Here is an 18,210-nt window from a genome sequence, read left to right on the forward strand (position 1 = left end):
ACGGCACCCTCTCTATAATTGAATGGTATTATTTCGATTTCAACGGAAACGCCATTGTCGACATCAGCGCATTCTCCGCTTGCGTGGAATCCAGTCTGCTGTACTGCACAATAACGGGAATATCGCTTTTCACCTCGATCGCATAAGGCACGCCCACCGGAATGCCTGCGCCGTTTTTCTGAAGGGAAGATGTCCGGATATGCTTCGTGCGTCTCGCCGGCACAACATGCAGCATGTCCTCCATTGGCTCCCTATCCTCGAAAAAGATCGTAAATCTCAGCAGCGCCTCTTCGGAAGACGTATTAAGGACGCAAACGGATTCATGACTGGTCAAGCTGCCCGAGCTGTCCGGCGGAATAAATCCGTCCGGAATGATCCAATGCTTCTCTCCTCTGGCCTGGAACAAATCGATCATCCCTTCTTAGGCGATAGGTCCGCCTGGCGTCCTTTAAACGTGGATGCAGGCGGACCACTTGGGCCCGGATATTATCTAGTAAACGCCGCCGGCACGCCGCCGTCAATCGTCAGCATGCAACCCGTCGTTTTGTCTGCTTTCGACGAAGCGAAGAAGGCGATGCCCTCCGCGATATCGCGCGGATAAATATTAACGAGCAGCGTCGTACGTTTGCGGTAGTACTCCTCCAGTTGATCCGGCTCGATGCCGTAAGCGGCTGCCCGCTCGTTGCGCCAGCTGCCGTTCCAGATCGCGGAGCCTTGCAGAATCGCGTCCGGCAGAACCGTGTTGACGCGAATGCCGAACTCGCCGCCTTCTGCCGCGATGCAACGGGCAAGATGCGCTTCCAGCGCTTTCGCCGCGCTGTATGCCGATGCGTTTTTGCCTGCGTATACCGAGTTTTTGGATCCGATAAACACCATGTTGCCGCCAATGCCTTGCGTCTTCATCAATTTGAACGCCTCGCGCGCAACCAGGAAGTAACCAGTGCCGAGCACGTTCATGTTCAGGTTCCATTCCTTCAGGGAAGTCTGGTCGAACGGGCTGGAAGTCGCCAGACCCGCATTGTTGACGATAATGTCAACGCCGCCGTATGCGATCGCCGTCTCGGCATAAGCCGCCGCCACCTGTTCCTCGCTCGTCACGTCCATTTTCACCGCAATCGCGCGGTTTTCGCCGTACTTCTCGTTAATTTCGCCGGCAACCTTCTGGGCACCTTCCAGGTTCAGGTCAGCCAGTACGACATGGGCGCCTTCGGATACGAGTCTGCGCGCCGTCTCGCTGCCGATGCCGCCGGCTCCGCCCGTAATGAAAGCAACCTTGCGGGAGAATTCCGCTTCTGCAGGAGCAAGCGAAAGCTTGTACAGCTCAAGCGGCCAGTACTCTACATTGTAGGATTCGTTCTCGCTTAGGGAAACGAAGTTGCCCAGCGCCGTTGCGCCTCGCATAACAGCGATGGCACGGTGATACAACGCGCCGCTGACTTGGGACATCGCCCAGCTCTTGCCTGTGTTGATCATGCCGATACCAGGAATAAGAATGACGCGTGGAGCCGCTTCGAACATGACGTCGCCTTCATGTTTGTTGCGCTCGAAATATTGCGAGTACTGCTCCTTGTAAGCCGCGATTCCTTCGGCAAGCTTCGTTTTCAAGCCTTCGGCATCGTCTGCGTTCGGCGCCCAGTCGATAAAGAGCGGAACGACCTTCGTATGAACAAGATGGTCCGGGCAAGCCGCGCCGACTTGCGACAATGCTGCGGAATCCGAGCCGTTTACAAAGGAAAGCACGTCGTCCGCGTCGTCGAAGGACAAAATCATCTTTTTGACGTCGCTGACGGCGCCGCGAACGGTTGGCATCACTGCTGCGACGATCGACTTGCGAACATCGGCCGGCAGCGATTCGTAACGCGCTCCGCCGAACAGCTTCGCTTCGTTAACGCGCGCCTCGATAAACGCTTCCGCTTCATTGATAATGCGAATGGTTTGCGCGTAAGCAGCCTCGGATGTTTCCCCCCAAGTAACCAGACCGTGTTTCTCCATTATGACAAGCTCGGCGTTAGGATTGTTAAGGACGCCTTCCGCGATCATCTTAGACAGCGTGAAGCCAGGACGTACATAAGGAACCCATACGAAACGGTTGCCGAAAATCTCTTCCGCCAGCTGGCGGCCGTTATCCGCGCATGCCAGGCTGATAATCGCGTCGGGATGCGTATGGTCAACGTGTTTAAAAGGAAGGAACGCATGCAGCAATGTTTCGATGGAAGCACGCGGATGTTTGGCATCGATCATGCAGTTCGCCAGGTAAGCCACCATATCCTCATCGGACATCTCGCCGCGCTCGAACAGCGGACGAATGTCGTCCATGCGCAGACCGGTGAAATTGCCCGCTTTCATCGTAGCCAGGTCGGAGCCGCTTCCTTTTACGTACATGACTTCGACGTCGCGTCCGCGGAAGTCCTTCTCCATCGTTTTGGTCGATGTATTGCCGCCGCCGAAGTTGCACACTCTGCGGTCCGTGCCGATCAGGTTGGAGCGGTATACCAGCTCGCTCAATCCCCCGTTAAGCTCTGCTGCTTTCGAAGATTCCCATAATGATTGCACCATGTTTGCTTTTACCTCCAAGTAATTTTTGTTTTTATTTGTTTTTGATTGGTTCCAGTATATCATCTTTGTTTTTGTTTGAATACAATTATTTTCGGAAGAAAACAAAGATGATCCAAAACAAAAAAACGCTCCCATTCCTCTATCGAGAAGATGGAAGCGTCTGTCGTCGGTTAAATCCGCAGCCCGTCGTAAGCGACTGTAATCCGGCAAGGGAAATGCTGCGCGGCGAACCATTCCACAAGCTCCGCGTGGGTTGAGGTGAAATGGTTAATATGCGTCAAATAAATATGCGTGCCTTCGTGCAACGTTCCTTGCTCCAGCAATTGGCGAAATAGTCCCATGCAACTGGGAGCATCCAGATGCCCGCCGGGATGCGGCCCGCGTCCGGGGGTCAGACCGAAGGTGCATTCGCTGATGAGTACGTCCAGAGCCGCATTTTCCAGCGCCCGGAAGGTCTCAGGCAAGTACCAGCCCGTATCTACTCCGTAATAGAGCTTTCTTCCATCTTGCAATCGCAGCAAATAATTGGCGCAATCTTCGCCCATATTGCCTCTGTGATTGCCGCGGAGCGGTGTAACTTCCATGCCGTCCACTATCGCCGTCCGGTTAAATTCCAGCTTGCGAAAAGCAATGACGCCCTGCTCTTCCAAGCGAGTAGTCATGCCCTTCATAATAGGTTGGCTTTGGCGATAAAAGTCGGCGATGTCGTATGCGCGATCGGTCAAATAAATATGAAGCGGCTCCTTATGTCTTTCAATCGCCATGTTGCGGACATTCATCATCATATAGTTGAAGTGATCCTCGTGCGTATGACTGACCAGCACATGCGCAAGCTCCGTGAAATCGCCGTAATCAATGGCTTGCTGGAAGGAGTCGGCGCCCAGATCAAGAGAAATCCGTTCGTTCACTCGGAAGGTGGAGCGGCGGCGCACCTCGGCGCCGCCTGTTTGCCGGGCGTTCCGGCACACGGAGCAGGAGCAGAACGGGTTAGGGATGCCCTCCGCCGCGCTTGTACCGTAAAATCTCATGGTGTTCCGCCCCCTTACTGATTCCAGCGGTCGTATGCCGCCTGGTAGATAGCCAAATATTCATCCAGCTTCATGTTGTTCAAAGTGCTTACGAATTTATCCCATTCGCCGATCGGTCTCGATCCGGTTACAAATTTGACAACTTGCTCGTCCGTATACGCTTCGAGATCTGTCGCGATCGTACCGAGTTTGATGTTCTCCTCTTCGGTGAAGCTGGGATTCATCAATTTCTCGTCCGGTACGAGGTATGGACGGATAATATCCTTGTTCGCGATCATCTCCGGCAATACGGCCGCGCTCTGATCGACCTTCTGCGTCACGCGCTGCGTAATTTGGCCGCCTTGGAAAATCGTATATTCCGACAATGCCTCATCGACCGTCAATCCGTTCGGATTGTTGGCGAATTCGTCCTTAAGCTTGTAGAATCCGTCAGCGTCGATCGTATACGTGACATCCTTGATCCCGAGTCTGGCGAGCGCCGTGCCCTCTTCGCTCAAGAAGTGGTCGGCCCACCGAAGCGTAGCCTCCGGATTCGGATTTTTGTTCGTAATGACGAAGGAGCCCACTTCGCGTACCTTAGGATTGACTCCAACCCAATAGATATCTCCGTCGGTTGCGCGCAATACCGGATTCTGCACATAATTGGCGCGATTATTGCCAAGCCACAGATTATTGTTGCCGCGAGCGACGAAGCCGACCCGATCCTCATCCACCTTGGAAACCACCTTGTTCATATCCTGAGAGAATATTTCCTTGTCGATCAGGCCTTCCGTCCACAGCTTATTGAAGAAAACAATGATTTCTTTAAATGTATCGTCCGTCGCGATGTAGCGGATCTTGCCTTCCCCGTCCACGTCCATATAAGGAGCGATGATGCCTGAATTGCCTCCGTAACCCCAGCTTCCGTAGAACGTGCGGATCAACTCGTTGCCGCTGCTCTTGGTTTCCTTGTATCCTGTGAAAGGCACCTCGTCTGCCTGTTGATTGCCGTTCGGGTCCTTTTCCTTGAATGCTTTCAGCACCTCATAAAATTCGTCCATTGTCGAAGGCATCTCGAGGCCGAGCTTTTCCAGCCACTTCTGGTTGATCCAGGAGGAGGATATTCGTCCGTCGGCTTCGCTAATATTCGGAAGGGAATAGATGTGGCCGTCCGCGGCCGTAATCGCCTTCCGAATGCCCTCGTCTTCTTCCATCAATGCGGAGAGATTCGGCGCGTACCCTGCTTCGATCAATTCGTCGAGCGCGATGATCTGCCCAGTGGCCGCGTAAGACGTCAGCAATTGGGAGGACAAATTCGCGCGCATCACGAAATCCGGCAGATCATTCGATGCGAACAGCAGGTTTCTGCGCTCCTCGAAGGAGTTTTGCGGCACGCTGTCCCATTCGATCATGACGTTGGACAGCTCCTCGTAATGTTTCATGCCTTTATGTTCGTTCCAGTCCTTTACGAGCTCGTATTTGGATACAAGTCCCTTTAACTGCACCGGTTCATTGGCGATCGGGAAGCCGGTCTTGTTGATATTATCCTTCGACTCGGCTGCCGCGCCTTGTCCTGCAGGCTCCGATTGACCATCGTTGTTGTTGGATGCGCAGCCCGTCATGGCGAGCAGTGAAACGACTTGCACGGCCGCTGCGGCCGCAACCCATTTTTTTCTCATGATTACATTCATCTCCCGTATAAGTTTTAGCCTTTCAAAGCGCCGATCATCATGCCTTTAACAAAATACTTTTGCAGAAATGGATATAGCGCGAGCACAGGTATGCTGGACACGATAATAACGGCATATTTGACGCTTTCCGCGACCAGGAATTTGCTGGTGTCCATCTCGATGGAGTCCATCATAATATTATCGGACTGATTCATAACCAGAATCTCCCGTAAAAATAATTGCAAAGGATACAACTCGCGATCTTTCAAATAGATCATCGCTTCAAAGTACGAATTCCAATGGAAAACGGCGTAAAATAATACCAGAACCGCGATGATCGGCGCGCTCAGCGGCAGCACGATCGCGAAAAACGAGCGAATGTTCCCGCTGCCGTCAATATAAGCCGATTCATAGATCTGTTCGTCGATCGTCGTCTCCAGGAAGGTCCGGGCTACGATCATATTGTATACATTAATAGCCGTGGGCAATATAATCGCCCAAATCGAATTGTACAGCCCCAAATTTTTGACAAGCAGATACATGGGCACAAGACCGCCGCTGAAAAACATCGTAATCGTAAAAAAGATCATGCACAATCTTCGGAACGGGAAGTTCTTGCGCGCTAGCGGATAGGCGCCCATCATCGTCAGCGATATATTGACGACCGTCCCGATGATCGTATACATAAGCGTATTGCGATAACCGACCCAGATCTCCGGATTGGCGAATACCCGCTGGTACGCTTCTACATTAAACCCTTGCGGAATCAGCCCTATCTTGCCGGAGATGACCAGCGCAGGATCGCTGAAGGACGCGCTGACCACATAAAGCAACGGATAGAGAATGATCAGGACGAACGCCGCGATGAGAATATAAGTGATGAACAAAAAGATTTTATCGCCCTTAGACTCGCGAATTTTATAGGACACGGCCTGCATAATGATCCCTCCTAGAACAGGCTGCTGCTACTGTATCGTTTGGCTAGCCGGTTGGCTACCAGCAGCAAAGCAATGTTGATGGCGTTGTTGAACAGTCCGACAGCCGTCGAAAAGCCGTAATCCATGTTTATAAGCCCCATTTTGTAAGCATAGGTCGATATAACCTCGGATGCTTCCACATTAAGACTGTTCTGCATCAATAGAATGCGTTCGTAGCTGAGCGACATCATTTTCCCCATTTGCAAGATGAATTGGATGATGATCGTCGGCAGCAAACAAGGCAAGTTGACATGCAGGATCCGCTTTAGCCGGCTCGCACCGTCAATTTGCGCAGACTCATGCAGCTGTGGGTCCACGCCGGATAGCGCCGCGATGAAAATAATGGAATTCCATCCACAGTTGCGCCATATATCCGTTCCGACATAGACGCTCGAAAAGTACTTCGAATCCGTCAGGAAAGGAATCGGTCCCAGCCCAAAGTAATCCAAAATGTGATTGATGTATCCGCTCTCTCCGCCCAGGAACAAATTGATGATCCCGACGTATACGACCGTCGAAATAAAATAAGGCGCATAAGTTATCGTCTGGAACGTTTTCTTAATGCGCTCCCGTCTCATTTCGTTAAACATTAAAGCCAGGATGATGGGGATCGGAAAACTGATCAGCGTCTTCATTAAATTAATGACGAGCGTATTATTGAGAATACGGGCGAACTGGAACGAATCAAAAAGCCTCTGAAAATTGTCGACGCCAATCCATGGACTGCCGGTTATGCCGTCTATCGGATTAAAACGCTTAAACGCTAATTGCACGCCATACATAGGGCCATAGCAGAAGACCAGGAAATAGACAATCACTGGAATAATGAAAATTAGATAATCCCAGTTGCTGCGCATTCCGAATCTCCGCTTGCGCATCCCGTCAATGGATACGGGCGCGGCCGCGGATCGAGCACGCATCGAGCAAACCTCCTTACGAAATTCTCGAGTGGAAACCAATCTGGCCAGATTCGGTCCTCAGCTATCCTTATTCGGAACAGCGTCGTCTCACAAGCTCGATCATAAGAGAAGACAACCGCTCCCGCAACGATAGATAATTGCTCCCTCACAGCAAAAATTGATATTTGGCGCGCCTTACGCACCCTGCAATTTTCGCAGCGACCCGTCATTTTTTGCAATTGTCCTCATAATGATTGATTACTCGCAGCAAAGTTCGTATAGTTGTTAATACAAAATTTCAATTATGCATCGGGATGTGAGCAAGATGTTGAGCGCTTTTCGCTCCAAGCTGTTCAGACAATATTTTCGCAGATATTTATTGATTTTGGGCGTGTCGGGAGCCATGCTCCTCACCACCAATATTATTTCGTTGACGAATGCCTACGGGCGGTTAACCGACAATGCCCACCGTTTCATGGCACATGCCACGGAGCTGCTGGACAACCGTATTCTGGAGTTGCAGCAATTGACCTTGTTTGTTTCCCGCGACTCCGAGCTTCTGCCATATCGCCTGCAGGAACAATTCGAACAACCCTATTTGATTTCCGGCGAGCTGTCCAAATTAAAGGCGCCTTCCATCGATCTTGATTCGATCGGCCTATTCTATCGGAATACGTTGCATCCCTCGCTCGCGAATACGATCTTTACCGACACGGGCATGTATTCGCCGGAAAGTTATATCAAGCTGATTGCCGGCAACAAAATTTCGACGGCCGGCTTCCGCGGCATGCTGGAACAATTGAAAGCGCCGGTTCTGCTTTCGTCATTATCGAACGAAAGCAAACAAGGCGATCGCGATCAGGTGCTGCTGTTCCTCGTTCCGCTTGACGGCACGCCTTACTCCAGCGGCGTCATGGTTTATAAGCTCAACTATCCGGCCTTGCTGCAAAATTTCAAGCAGATCATCGATAGCAGAAGCAATCTGATCGTATTTGACCGTCAAGGAACCCCCATTGTTTATCTTGCGGACGATCCAAAGCTGGAATATGCGAGTCTGGCAAGGGCTCAGGAGCAAGGAGGTCGGCTTCCCGGCTACCTCTTGCTGCAAGAAACTTCCGCCAAACAAGAATTCCAGGTCGTCAGCGGCATTCGGCACAGCCTTTACTATCACGAATATTATGTTTCTCTTGCCATTTCGATCGCTATTATTCTATTATCCATCGTGCTTGGGATGGCTCTAAGCTTCCGTTCGGCCCGCAAAAGCTACGAGCCGATTCAGGAGCTGTCTAGCAGCTTTGCCGATTTGGAGCCCGCTAAGCTGAAAGAAGAAGGCGGCAAAGACGAATTAGCCCGATTATCCGAATACATTCGTCAGATTCGGGACGAAAGCGTAAACATGTCCAATATGATGAACAATCAAGAGGTTCTAAGCCGAAATCAGCTTTTGCAGGCTTTGCTTATGGGCAAGCTGAATGTGGATAACACCAGCGAGGCGAATCAGAACGCGCTGAGGAAATATTTTGGCGAAAGCGCGGGCTGCAACGTGCTGGTGTTCCTGTTCGACGAATTTAATGCCAAAGTCGGCAAAGAGCCCCTGAGCGAGCAGTGGCTGTTAAAATACGTCATCGGCAATGCATTCGAGAACCTGACTGGCGACCATGGCGTCCATTACGCCCTCGATTTGGCCGTGGACAAAGGCATAGTCGGCATCGTCGCCTGGCATCGGGAGAACGCGGGAGAATGGGAAGAGCGCAGCCGGGCATTCGCAGCCCAAATCGGCGCGTTCATGCAAAGACATTTCTCTTTGTCGCTCTCCTGCTTCGTCGGCGAGCTTCAGCCCGCGAGCGAACTTCATCAATCTTTCAGCTCCGCCCTGGCGTTGGCCGAATTCCGAATTTTCTCGGGGAAACAAGCGATTATTACCCCAACGGAAATCGATCGTCAGAGAGCAGACCAAACAGAAAACGATAAACGCCATATTTTGAGCTTTGTTGCCGAGCTCAATGCAGCCGTCTCGTCCCGGCAGCCGGACAAGCTGGTAGAGATCATGCGGGAACTGGAAGCTCGCTTCCTGTGGCTCGAGGACCCTACCGCGTTCCGAAGCACCTATTTGCAGATGGTATTCAGCTTGAATCAATTCGTCAATAACATCCCGCTAGCCCATCGCGAAGCGATCAAATACAAGCTGGACGGTCTGGCCGAGGCGGAAGTCGAAAGGATAGAAGAAGCCTGCGCCAATCTCATGGACGCGGCTCACTGCATTCAGGACAGCTTGGGCGAGGAGTCGGGCGAAGATCGGTTGTATGGTTCCATGCTTGAGTTCGTGGCGGCTCATTACATCGACTGTAACTTGAGTTTATCCATGGTCGCGGAGAAGCTGTCGTTGACTCCTTCCTATGTAACGCGTTATTTCAAGACGAAGAACGGGCTGCCTCTCATGCAATACGTGTCCAAAGTGCGCATCGACAAAGCGAAGGAGCTCCTGGAGACCGGCAGCCTCACGATCAAAGAAGTCGTAGAACGGGTCGGGTTCGTAGACGAAAACAACTTTTCCCGCGCGTTCCGCAAACGCGAAGGCGTCTCGCCCACTAAATTCCGGTCGATGCGGCAGCTATCCGGAATCGCGACGGCGGATGCGGCAACGTCGGTTCCCGACTCAACCAATCCCTACCCGAAACATTGACACCCGGGATCGTTACGGATAAAATAAATCGCGTCAACTATGAGAAAACCTCTATCGCGGCCTCTCAGTGGTGAGCGACCTCCAGCTTTGCAAAGCAAAGCCGCTTCGTAAGCATGAGGTGGGTTTTATCAGATTGTGGTAACAAAAAACATTACCGTATTTTGAAATTAGACGGATAAAGGAGGTTGCCGCATGAACAGCTTTCAGTTTCACAATCCTACCCGCATCGTGTTCGGCGATGGCGAAACGCGTCGAGTCGCCGAAATGACCGCTACATATGGCCGAAACGTCCTTCTTGTGTACGGAGGCAACAGCATTAAAGCTAACGGCCTGTATGACCAAACGATCGATCTGCTCAAGCAAGCGGAAATCGCAGTGCATGAGCTGGCCGGCATTGAACCGAACCCTCGCCTGTCCACCGTGCGGAAGGGCATCGACATTTGCCGCCGGGAAGGCGTGGACTTTATATTGGCGGTCGGCGGAGGCAGCGTCATCGACGCGGCCAAGGCGATCGCGGCCGGCGTTCCGTACGACGGCGACGTCTGGGATTTCTTCGTAGGCAAAGCACGAATCCAGGAAGCACTCCCTCTGGGAACGATTCTGACGCTGGCCGCTACGGGCTCCGAGATGAACGGCAACACCGTTATCTCCCATTGGGATGCCAAGTTAAAGCGCGGCAGCGGCAGTCCCCATATTTATCCCAAGTTTTCGATACTCGATCCCACCGTTACCTACTCCGTGCCTCGCAATCAAACGGTGTACGGGTCCATCGACATTATGTCGCATGTGTTTGAGCAATATTTCAGCCTGACCAAGAATACGCCCCTGCAAGAGAGACTGTGCGAATCTATTCTTCAGACCGTCATCGAGAACGTAGAACCGGCGCTGTCCAATCCTAACGACTCGGTGGCACGGGCAAATCTGATGTGGAGCGGCACCATGGCGCTGAACGGCGGACTCATCAGCGTCGGCGTGCATACCGATTGGGCGACGCACGGCATCGAGCACGAAGTCAGCGCGATCTACGACATTCCGCATGGCGCGGGTCTCGCGGTTATTTTCCCTAACTGGATGAAATACGTGTACAAAGAACGCATTGACAGATTTGTCCAATACGCGCAGCGGGTATGGGGCATCCAGCGTGATGACCGCACTGACGATGAGCTTGCGCTTGCGGGTATCGAGGCAACGCGCGCCTTCTTCACTCGCATAGGAGCGGAATCCCGCTTGGCCGACTTCGGCATCGGAGCGGACCAGTTGGACCGAATGGCAGAGGAAGCCGTTCGTTACGGCGAGATCGGCAACTTCAAGCGCCTGGGCCAACAAGATGTGCGCAATATTTTAGAAATGTCGCTCTAATCTACTATCGATCGAGGAGGAACTCTAACAATGACAACCGCATTTACGAACAGCGCAACGCTGCATAACGGACTAAAAATGCCTTGGCTCGGCTTGGGCGTATGGAAAGTAAAGGACGATGGCGAGACGGAGCGTACCGTACAAGCTGCGATCGAAGCGGGATACCGACATATCGATACGGCCGCGGTCTACGGTAACGAAACAGGCGTCGGCATCGGCGTTCGCAACAGCGGCATCGCGCGCGAAGAGCTCTTTATTACGACGAAAGTATGGAACTCGGACCAAGGCTACGACTCTTCGCTTGCGGCGTTCGAGCAGAGCCTGGAGCGGCTGGGCATGGATTACGTCGACCTGCTTTTGATCCACTGGCCGGTGAAAGGCAAATACAAGGATACATGGCGGGCGCTGGAATCCATCTACCGCTCCGGCAAAGCCCGTGCGATCGGCGTCAGCAACTTCCATATCCATCACCTGCAGGATCTGATGGAGTCCAGCGAGCTCGTGCCGATGGTCAATCAGGTAGAATACCATCCGCTGCTGACGCAAGAGCCGCTTTTGGCATTCTGCAAGAGCAATCGAATTCAAGTCACGGCTTGGAGCCCGCTGATGCAAGGCAATCTTGATCATGCCGTGCTAGCCGACATCGGGGCCAAATACGGCAAATCTCCCGCACAGGTCGTGCTCCGTTGGGATCTGCAGACGGGCGTTATAACGATTCCGAAATCTACAAATCCGGAGCGTCTGAAGCAGAACGGCGATATTTTCGACTTCGAGCTGTCCGCAGAGGATATGGCCGCCATCAGCGCGCTGAATCGCAATCAGCGCTTCGGCTCGGATCCGGACAACTTCAACTTCTAAGAGAGAAAGTATGGCGAATCATTTACACTTCTATATGTGGTCAAAGCACGGGGACTCAACGGTCTCCGTGCTTCTTTTTTCCTCAATACGACCGACACGTACACCTTGCCCGCTCTAGGCTCTACGCCCCAGACGTCTTGTATCCTGTCTTACTATTGACTCTATCCATGGTCTACCCCATGAGGCTGTCGATTTATTATGGACACCAGCGCATCGTTAAATCGATGCATATCCGATTTTTCTTGACAGCTCCAACCTTCCGGGAGTAATCTAATGCCATGAAATGAGTGATTACTCACTCTTATCCGAGGGGGTTTTGGAATGTTTGCTCCTATCGATCCCGCCATCCGCGTTCGCGGGCTCAGCCGCGCTTTCGGCCATCAAACCGTCCTAAGCGACATTGCGCTCGACATCCAATCATCCGAAATATTCGGTTTGCTGGGACCTTCCGGCTCCGGCAAAACGACGCTTGTCAAAATGATCGCCGGCATTGACGAAGGAACCTCTGGCGATGTCGTCATGCTCGGCACGAAGCTGCCGAATCTCTCGATGATGGAAAGAATCGGGTACATGGCCCAGTCCGACGCACTGTACGCAGAGTTGACGGCCAAGGAGAATCTTGATTTCTTCGCCGCGCTGTTTGGACTAAAAGGTGCGATAAAGAAAACCAGAACCGCGTACGTCATGGAGCTGGTCGGGCTGGGCGAGCACATGAACGGGATCGTAGCCTCGTACTCCGGGGGGATGAAACGAAGATTGTCGCTCGCTATCGCCCTGCTTCACGATCCCAGAATCCTTATTCTCGATGAGCCAACCGTTGGCATAGATCCCTTGCTTCGGAAGTCGATCTGGTCCGAGCTGGAAAAGCTTAGCCGGCAAGGAACGACCATCCTCATCACAACCCATGTCATGGACGAGGCGGAAAAATGCCATCGACTCGGCCTGATCCGCGAGGGCCGCCTCATCGCGGTCGGCTCACCGGAAGCGTTGAAGCAGGAAACGGGCAGCTTCACGATCGAGGAAGCATTTCTTCATTACGGAGGTGCGGCAAGATGAGAATTCGCGCGTTAACGCTCCGGATTATCCGCCAGTTTTTCCGCGACAAGAGGACGCTGGCCTTGCTGATCGCAGCGCCCCTACTCGTCCTGTCGCTTATGTATCTTGTATTTAACGGCGACTCCTATACGCCTAAGATAGGGGTTATCGGCATACCGGACTCGCTCGCAAAGCAAGCCGAGGGGCTTGATGCGGATGTCCGCGCGTTCGGCAGTCCGGAGCTGGCGGAGAAGGCGCTCGAGGCGCAGGACATCGACGCCTATGTCTTGTGGGACGGCAGCGCGCCGGCAATCAGGCTGGAGGGCAGCGATCCGGCCCGCAATCGGGCGGTGCTTTCCTTCGCTTCGGCGTGGCTGGGGCTGTCCGGCATGCCTGCGGGCATGGGCGTGCCGGGGGGCATAGGCGCGACAGCAGATACGAACGCGCATTTGAATGATGTCGCGGGCACGTCGTCGAACGCGCTCTCGGAGGCTGATAAGGGCACGAGCGCTCAAGCCGGCCCTGCGGCGGCGCCTGCAATCGAATATTTGCACGGCGGACCCGCGATGACGACATTCGACAGTCTGGGCCCCGTTTTCATCGGCGTATTTGCTTTCTTTTTCGTGTTCCTGATCGCTGGTGTTTCGTTCTTAAAGGAAAGAACAAGCGGAACTCTTGAGCGGTTGCTTGCGACGCCTCTGAGAAGATGGGAGATCGTTGCGGGATATATTTGTGGTTTCGGCTTGTTCACGGGCATACAAGCGGTGCTGATCGCCTTGTATTCCGTCCATGTCCTGGGTTTGATGATGGACGGCTCCATCTGGTACGTGCTGCTGGTGACGCTGCTCTTGTCCGCAACGGCGCTAAGCCTCGGCACCTTTCTGTCGGCGTTCGCCAATACGGAATTCCAGATGATACAATTCATCCCGCTGGTCATCGTGCCCCAAATCTTTTTCTCCGGACTGTTCGATCTCGAAAGCATGTCCCCTTGGCTCAGATGGCTGTCCCATCTCATGCCGCTGACCTACGGCGCCGACGCGCTTAGAGGCGTCATGCTCCGGGGCGAAGGCTGGAGCGGCATCGCGGGAGACGTGTTCGTGCTCGCCGGCTTATCCTTGCTCTTTATGGGAGCCAACGTGCTGGCGTTGCGCAAACATCGCAAAATATAGTAACCTGTAGCCAACCTACAGCTAGGGCGTGTCTGAATACTCCGAGGGGAGCAGATTTTCAGACACGACCTGGACAAAAAGGAGCATACTCGCATGACCGAACGGAATGATCTATGGCTGCAAGACCTGCTTCGACTGGCGGAGGAAGACGGAGGCGGCGTTAAAACAGAGAAGCAAGCCCGCATTCTCGAAGCCGCGATCGAAATCTTTGCCGAGAAAGGTTACGCTGCCGCATCGACGAGCGAGATCGCATCCAAAGCCGGCGTAGCGGAAGGCACGATTTTCCGCCATTACAAAACCAAAAAGGATCTGCTGCTCTCCATTGCCGGACCCATTGCAGTGAAACTTGCCGCTCCGTTCCTCATGCGCGACTTCGCCAAAATGCTGGAGCAGCCCCACGAACGGGTCGAAGACTTGTTCCGGACCATCGCCAAGGATCGATTCCAGTTCGCGCGACAGCACATGAAGCTGCTCCGCATTCTGATCCATGAGGTCCCCTTCCAGCCCGAGCTGCTGACGCAGGTCAGGGAACTGTTCGAGAACCACGTATTTCGGCGCATGGAGAAAGCGATACTCCACTTCCAGGCCCAAGGCCAACTGATCGATGCCCCTCCTTGGCGCGTGCTTCGCTCTGCGATCAGCCTGGTCGTCGGCATGATCTTGACCCATCTCCTCCTATTACCGGACGAGAGCATCGACGAGGACGAAGAAATCGACCGCACGATCGACATCTTGATGTACGGCATCGCAGGCCGGTCGGAATAACCTGATCCTTCGGATTGCTGCCGGGCATGCGCGAACTGAGCTTCGATTAGCGATAACAGACAGACAAAGACGCCCCGTTCCTAGCTGTATCAGCAAGGAACGGGGCGTCTATTGGGTCAACAGGAGCTCGCAATTTTTCGAATCCAGAGTCGTTCCCGTCGTGAGTTATTCGGCGTTATCCGGCTTGACAACGCCCTTCTTCAAGATCAGGTTCGCGTACAAGGCGCTCTCACCTGTCGCTACGATTGCGTAAGCACGCTTCGCCCGCTCGTAGAAGGAGAATCTTTCGATCTCTTCAAATGGCTCATCCAGTCCTTCGCGGGCGCGGATAATTTCGCGGTACTCCTCCCAGATAGGCGTCTCCGTCGCGTCACCCGGCATGACGGCCATCAGTCCGGCAGGTTTTTCCACGTATTGATCCAGCGGGAACAATTGCAGCATGGCGTCCAGCAGCGCCGGAATGTCGTGCCCGTCACAACGGATTAGCCGCTGCGCGTGGCTGGCGCCAGGGAAGTTTCCGTCCGCGAGAACGATTTCATCGCTATGTCCCATCTCCATAAGGACCTTCAACAGCTCGGGCGGCAAAATGGCCGGTATCCCTTTCAGCATAATAAGCCTCCTCACCGCTTCCCGCTCGCCATGTTAAGCCGCAAGGGCCCAAGAGCGATTGGCATCGGCATTATTTCATCTTCTGAAGCAGTTGAATCCGGTAGGCTTCGCTTTCAAGCGAAGCTATCTCCTCAAACTCTTCCTTCGTGAGTACCTTCGGCTCGCGAATCGCTTTGGCGATGAGGTAGATTTTGCAGCTTTCCTCGACGACTTCCGTGCGGTAATAAGCTTCGCGCAGGTTGCGTCCGGTCGTCACTAGACCATGATTGCCCAGCAGCACCGTACTGGCTTGATTAACAACCTCGACGTATGCGTCCGCGAGTTTATCCGTCGTAGGCAGAACGTAAGGTACATACACCGTCTTGCCGACAAGCGCCGCTTGGTCCGGGAACATGATGGGAAGCTCCTGCTCTACCAGAGTAAATGCGATGCAATATGGCGGGTGTGTATGCACGATTGCGCCGATATTCGGATTGGCGCGGTAAGCGTAGAGATGCATCAGCACCTCAGACGATGGACGCAGACCGATGTCGGTTATGTCGCCCGTTTCGATGTCGACTTCTACCCATTGCTCCGGCTCGATTTCGTCGAGAGCGAAACCGCTTGGGGACAAATACATTTTGCCTTCGTGCTTTGCGCTAATATTACCTCCCGGGCCGACGACCAGCTTGTTCGCTACCGTCTTGCGGGCGTATTTGCACAGTTCCTCGCGAATGGCTGCACTGCTCATGTTGGGTTAACCTCCAGCATAATTAATTTGATGTTGAAAGATGGGGCAGCATGTTTAAGTTATTTGTAAAGCGGGCCAAAGTTGCTGCACGCGCGGAAGTCCGCGCCCTCGGCATCGGCCGTGCCGAAAAGTCCCCATGCGCGAGGACGGAAGACACGATCCTCCGGCACGTTGTGCATATGGACCGGAATGCGAAGCATGGCCGCCAGCGTAATCAAGTCGCCGCCGATATGGCCGTAGCTGATGGAGCCATGGTTGGCGCCCCAGTTGTCCATGACATCGTAGACGGAGCGGAACGCGCCTTCTCCGGTAAGCTTAGGAGCGAACCAAGTCGTCGGCCATGTAGAATCCGTCCGTTTGTCCAGCGTATCGTGCACGTCTTGCGGCAGATCGACGGAGTAGCCTTCCGCGATTTGCAGTACCGGACCGATGCCCTTTACGAGATTGAGCCTTGACATCGTCATCGGCATGCCGCCGCGAGTCAGATAATCGGAGGAATAGCCGCCGCCGCGGAAATATTCCACGGAAGCCGGACGCCAGGACGTCGCGTCCAGACACTTCTGCGCCTCTTCTTCCGTAATCTCCCAGAACGGCTTCATGACCGGCTGGCCGTCCCTGCTTTGTTCGCCAGTGCCGTCAAGCGTTGCCGGACCGGAGTTGATCAGATGGAGAATGCCGCCTTCCGCAGCTCCTTCGAGCTTATGTCCCGTCACGCGTTCAACGGAGTCGGGACTCCAGTAAGTGCGAACGTCCGCAAAGATCTGCGCCGTATTCGTAAGCAAGTTGCCGAACAACATGACCGCGCCGTTAAGGCTGTCGTTCTCAGTCGCGACGATGTATGGAGCGCGGATGCCGTTCCAGTCGAACGAGGAGTTAAGCATCGCTTCCATAAAGTCTCCGTTCGGGAAGTGGTCCGTCCACTGGCGCTGGCCTTGAAAGCCGGATACGATCGCGTTGTGGCCCATTGCTTCCTCGCCGAAGCCCAGCTCCGCTAGGCGCGGGTTGCCGACCATAAGGTCGCGGGCGATTTGGGTCATTTTGACCACGGTTTCCCAGTCCTTGTCCTTGCTCTCGCGGGAGGTCTGGATGCTCTCCGGATTGTTGTCCGGTCCTTCGATGCAATTTTCCTTCACCCATGCCAGCGCCTTCTCGTATTCTTCGCCGTCATAGATGCCTTCTTCCATACGACGGACGAATTCCGACATGTCCACGTATTCGGTGCGAAGGCCGAGATACTCCTGGAAAAACGCGTCGTTGACGATGGAACCCGCGATACCCATGGATACCGAGCCCATGGACAGGTACGACTTACCGCGCATATAAGCAACCGCGAGACCCGCGCGCGCGAATCCGATCAGCTTGTCCCGGACATCGTCCGGAATGGTCGTATCGCCAGCATCCTGGACTTGCTCGCCGTAGATGCCGAACGCCGGCAAACCTTTCTGCGCATAACCCGACAATACGGCTGCCAGATAGACCGCGCCTGGACGCTCCGTACCGTTAAAGCCCCATACCGCCTTGGGGATGGAAGGATCCATATCCATCGTCTCCGTGCCATAACACCAGCATGGAGTTACGGTGATGGACACGCCCACCCCGGACTTCAGGAATTTGTCGGCGCATGCTGCAGCTTCCGCCACGCCGCCGATGCAAGTATCCGCAATGACGCATTCTACGGGCTCTCCGTTCGGATAACGAAGCGTCTCCGACAACAATTTCGCCGTTGCTTTCGCCATATTCATCGTCTGCTCTTCGAGCGACTCGCGCACGCCTCTTCGTCTGCCGTCAATCGTCGGCCGAATGCCTATCTTGGGGAAACCCCCTTGGAATCGCAAGTTTGTCTCTGCCATGTCAAAACCCTCCATTGGAATAATTTTAAGGTTGTTCAAAGTA

General features: G+C 53.7%; 15 protein-coding genes. 6 read left to right on the forward strand and 9 right to left on the reverse strand.

Annotated elements, in window-relative coordinates; translation table 11 throughout:
- Positions 1 to 28 precede the first annotated feature (28 nt).
- From B1748_RS07520 to B1748_RS07545, 6 genes are all read right to left on the reverse strand, one after another.
- Positions 29 to 406, reverse strand: a complete 378-nt coding sequence (locus tag B1748_RS07520; protein ID WP_256975566.1) for a sensory rhodopsin transducer — start codon at positions 404 to 406, stop codon at positions 29 to 31.
- A gap of 80 nt (positions 407 to 486) precedes the next feature.
- Positions 487 to 2,556: a bifunctional aldolase/short-chain dehydrogenase gene (locus B1748_RS07525; RefSeq protein WP_087567256.1), complete on the reverse strand. Its 2,070-nt coding sequence runs from the start codon at positions 2,554 to 2,556 to the stop codon at positions 487 to 489.
- A 170-nt stretch (positions 2,557 to 2,726) separates the two neighbouring features.
- Complete coding sequence (locus B1748_RS07530) at positions 2,727 to 3,584, reverse strand: MBL fold metallo-hydrolase (protein ID WP_087567257.1); 858 nt, start codon at positions 3,582 to 3,584, stop codon at positions 2,727 to 2,729.
- 14 nt (positions 3,585 to 3,598) lie between these two features.
- Positions 3,599 to 5,242 (reverse strand): extracellular solute-binding protein, encoded by a 1,644-nt coding sequence (locus B1748_RS07535; protein ID WP_179215445.1) that lies wholly within the window; start codon positions 5,240 to 5,242, stop codon positions 3,599 to 3,601.
- Between the two features lie 26 nt (positions 5,243 to 5,268).
- Positions 5,269 to 6,171 (reverse strand): carbohydrate ABC transporter permease, encoded by a 903-nt coding sequence (locus tag B1748_RS07540; protein WP_179215446.1) that lies wholly within the window; start codon positions 6,169 to 6,171, stop codon positions 5,269 to 5,271.
- An 11-nt stretch (positions 6,172 to 6,182) separates the two neighbouring features.
- The gene (locus B1748_RS07545; protein WP_087567259.1) at positions 6,183 to 7,130 is read right to left on the reverse strand and encodes an ABC transporter permease; all 948 of its coding nucleotides are present in this window, start codon (positions 7,128 to 7,130) and stop codon (positions 6,183 to 6,185) included.
- A 304-nt stretch (positions 7,131 to 7,434) separates the two neighbouring features.
- On the opposite strand from B1748_RS07545, the gene B1748_RS07550 reads away from it, so the two are divergent.
- The 6 genes from B1748_RS07550 to B1748_RS07575 all read left to right on the forward strand — a co-directional run bounded on the left by B1748_RS07550 (position 7,435) and on the right by B1748_RS07575 (position 14,978).
- On the forward strand, positions 7,435 to 9,792 hold the full coding sequence (locus tag B1748_RS07550) for a helix-turn-helix transcriptional regulator (RefSeq protein WP_179215447.1): 2,358 nt from the start codon (positions 7,435 to 7,437) through the stop codon (positions 9,790 to 9,792).
- 192 nt (positions 9,793 to 9,984) lie between these two features.
- Entirely contained in the window at positions 9,985 to 11,151 is a 1,167-nt protein-coding gene (locus B1748_RS07555; protein WP_087567261.1) for an iron-containing alcohol dehydrogenase, read from the forward strand.
- A gap of 30 nt (positions 11,152 to 11,181) precedes the next feature.
- Complete coding sequence (locus B1748_RS07560) at positions 11,182 to 12,009, forward strand: aldo/keto reductase (protein WP_087567262.1); 828 nt, start codon at positions 11,182 to 11,184, stop codon at positions 12,007 to 12,009.
- A gap of 321 nt (positions 12,010 to 12,330) precedes the next feature.
- Positions 12,331 to 13,065: an ABC transporter ATP-binding protein gene (locus B1748_RS07565; RefSeq protein ID WP_087567263.1), complete on the forward strand. Its 735-nt coding sequence runs from the start codon at positions 12,331 to 12,333 to the stop codon at positions 13,063 to 13,065.
- Complete coding sequence (locus B1748_RS07570) at positions 13,062 to 14,213, forward strand: ABC transporter permease (RefSeq protein ID WP_087567264.1); 1,152 nt, start codon at positions 13,062 to 13,064, stop codon at positions 14,211 to 14,213. Before B1748_RS07565 ends, B1748_RS07570 begins: the two co-directional genes overlap by 4 nt.
- A gap of 93 nt (positions 14,214 to 14,306) precedes the next feature.
- The gene (locus B1748_RS07575) at positions 14,307 to 14,978 is read left to right on the forward strand and encodes a TetR/AcrR family transcriptional regulator (protein WP_087567265.1); all 672 of its coding nucleotides are present in this window, start codon (positions 14,307 to 14,309) and stop codon (positions 14,976 to 14,978) included.
- 165 nt (positions 14,979 to 15,143) lie between these two features.
- Here B1748_RS07575 and B1748_RS07580 read toward each other — a convergent pair whose 3' ends face one another.
- The 3 genes from B1748_RS07580 to B1748_RS07590 form a co-directional block, all read right to left on the reverse strand.
- Positions 15,144 to 15,587 carry an RbsD/FucU family protein gene (locus B1748_RS07580; protein WP_087567266.1) on the reverse strand — a complete coding sequence of 148 codons (444 nt, stop codon included), beginning with the start codon at positions 15,585 to 15,587 and terminating at the stop codon, positions 15,144 to 15,146.
- Positions 15,588 to 15,657: 70 nt separating this feature from the next.
- A complete protein-coding gene (locus B1748_RS07585; protein ID WP_087567267.1) occupies positions 15,658 to 16,317 on the reverse strand; it encodes a class II aldolase/adducin family protein in 660 nt (219 codons plus the stop codon).
- 59 nt (positions 16,318 to 16,376) lie between these two features.
- Positions 16,377 to 18,167 (reverse strand): L-fucose isomerase, encoded by a 1,791-nt coding sequence (locus tag B1748_RS07590; RefSeq protein WP_087567268.1) that lies wholly within the window; start codon positions 18,165 to 18,167, stop codon positions 16,377 to 16,379.
- Positions 18,168 to 18,210: the final 43 nt, after the last annotated feature.

The sequence above is a fragment of the Paenibacillus sp. MY03 genome (assembly GCF_002165585.1).
In the GTDB taxonomy this organism is placed as follows: domain Bacteria; phylum Bacillota; class Bacilli; order Paenibacillales; family Paenibacillaceae; genus Pristimantibacillus; species Pristimantibacillus agaridevorans.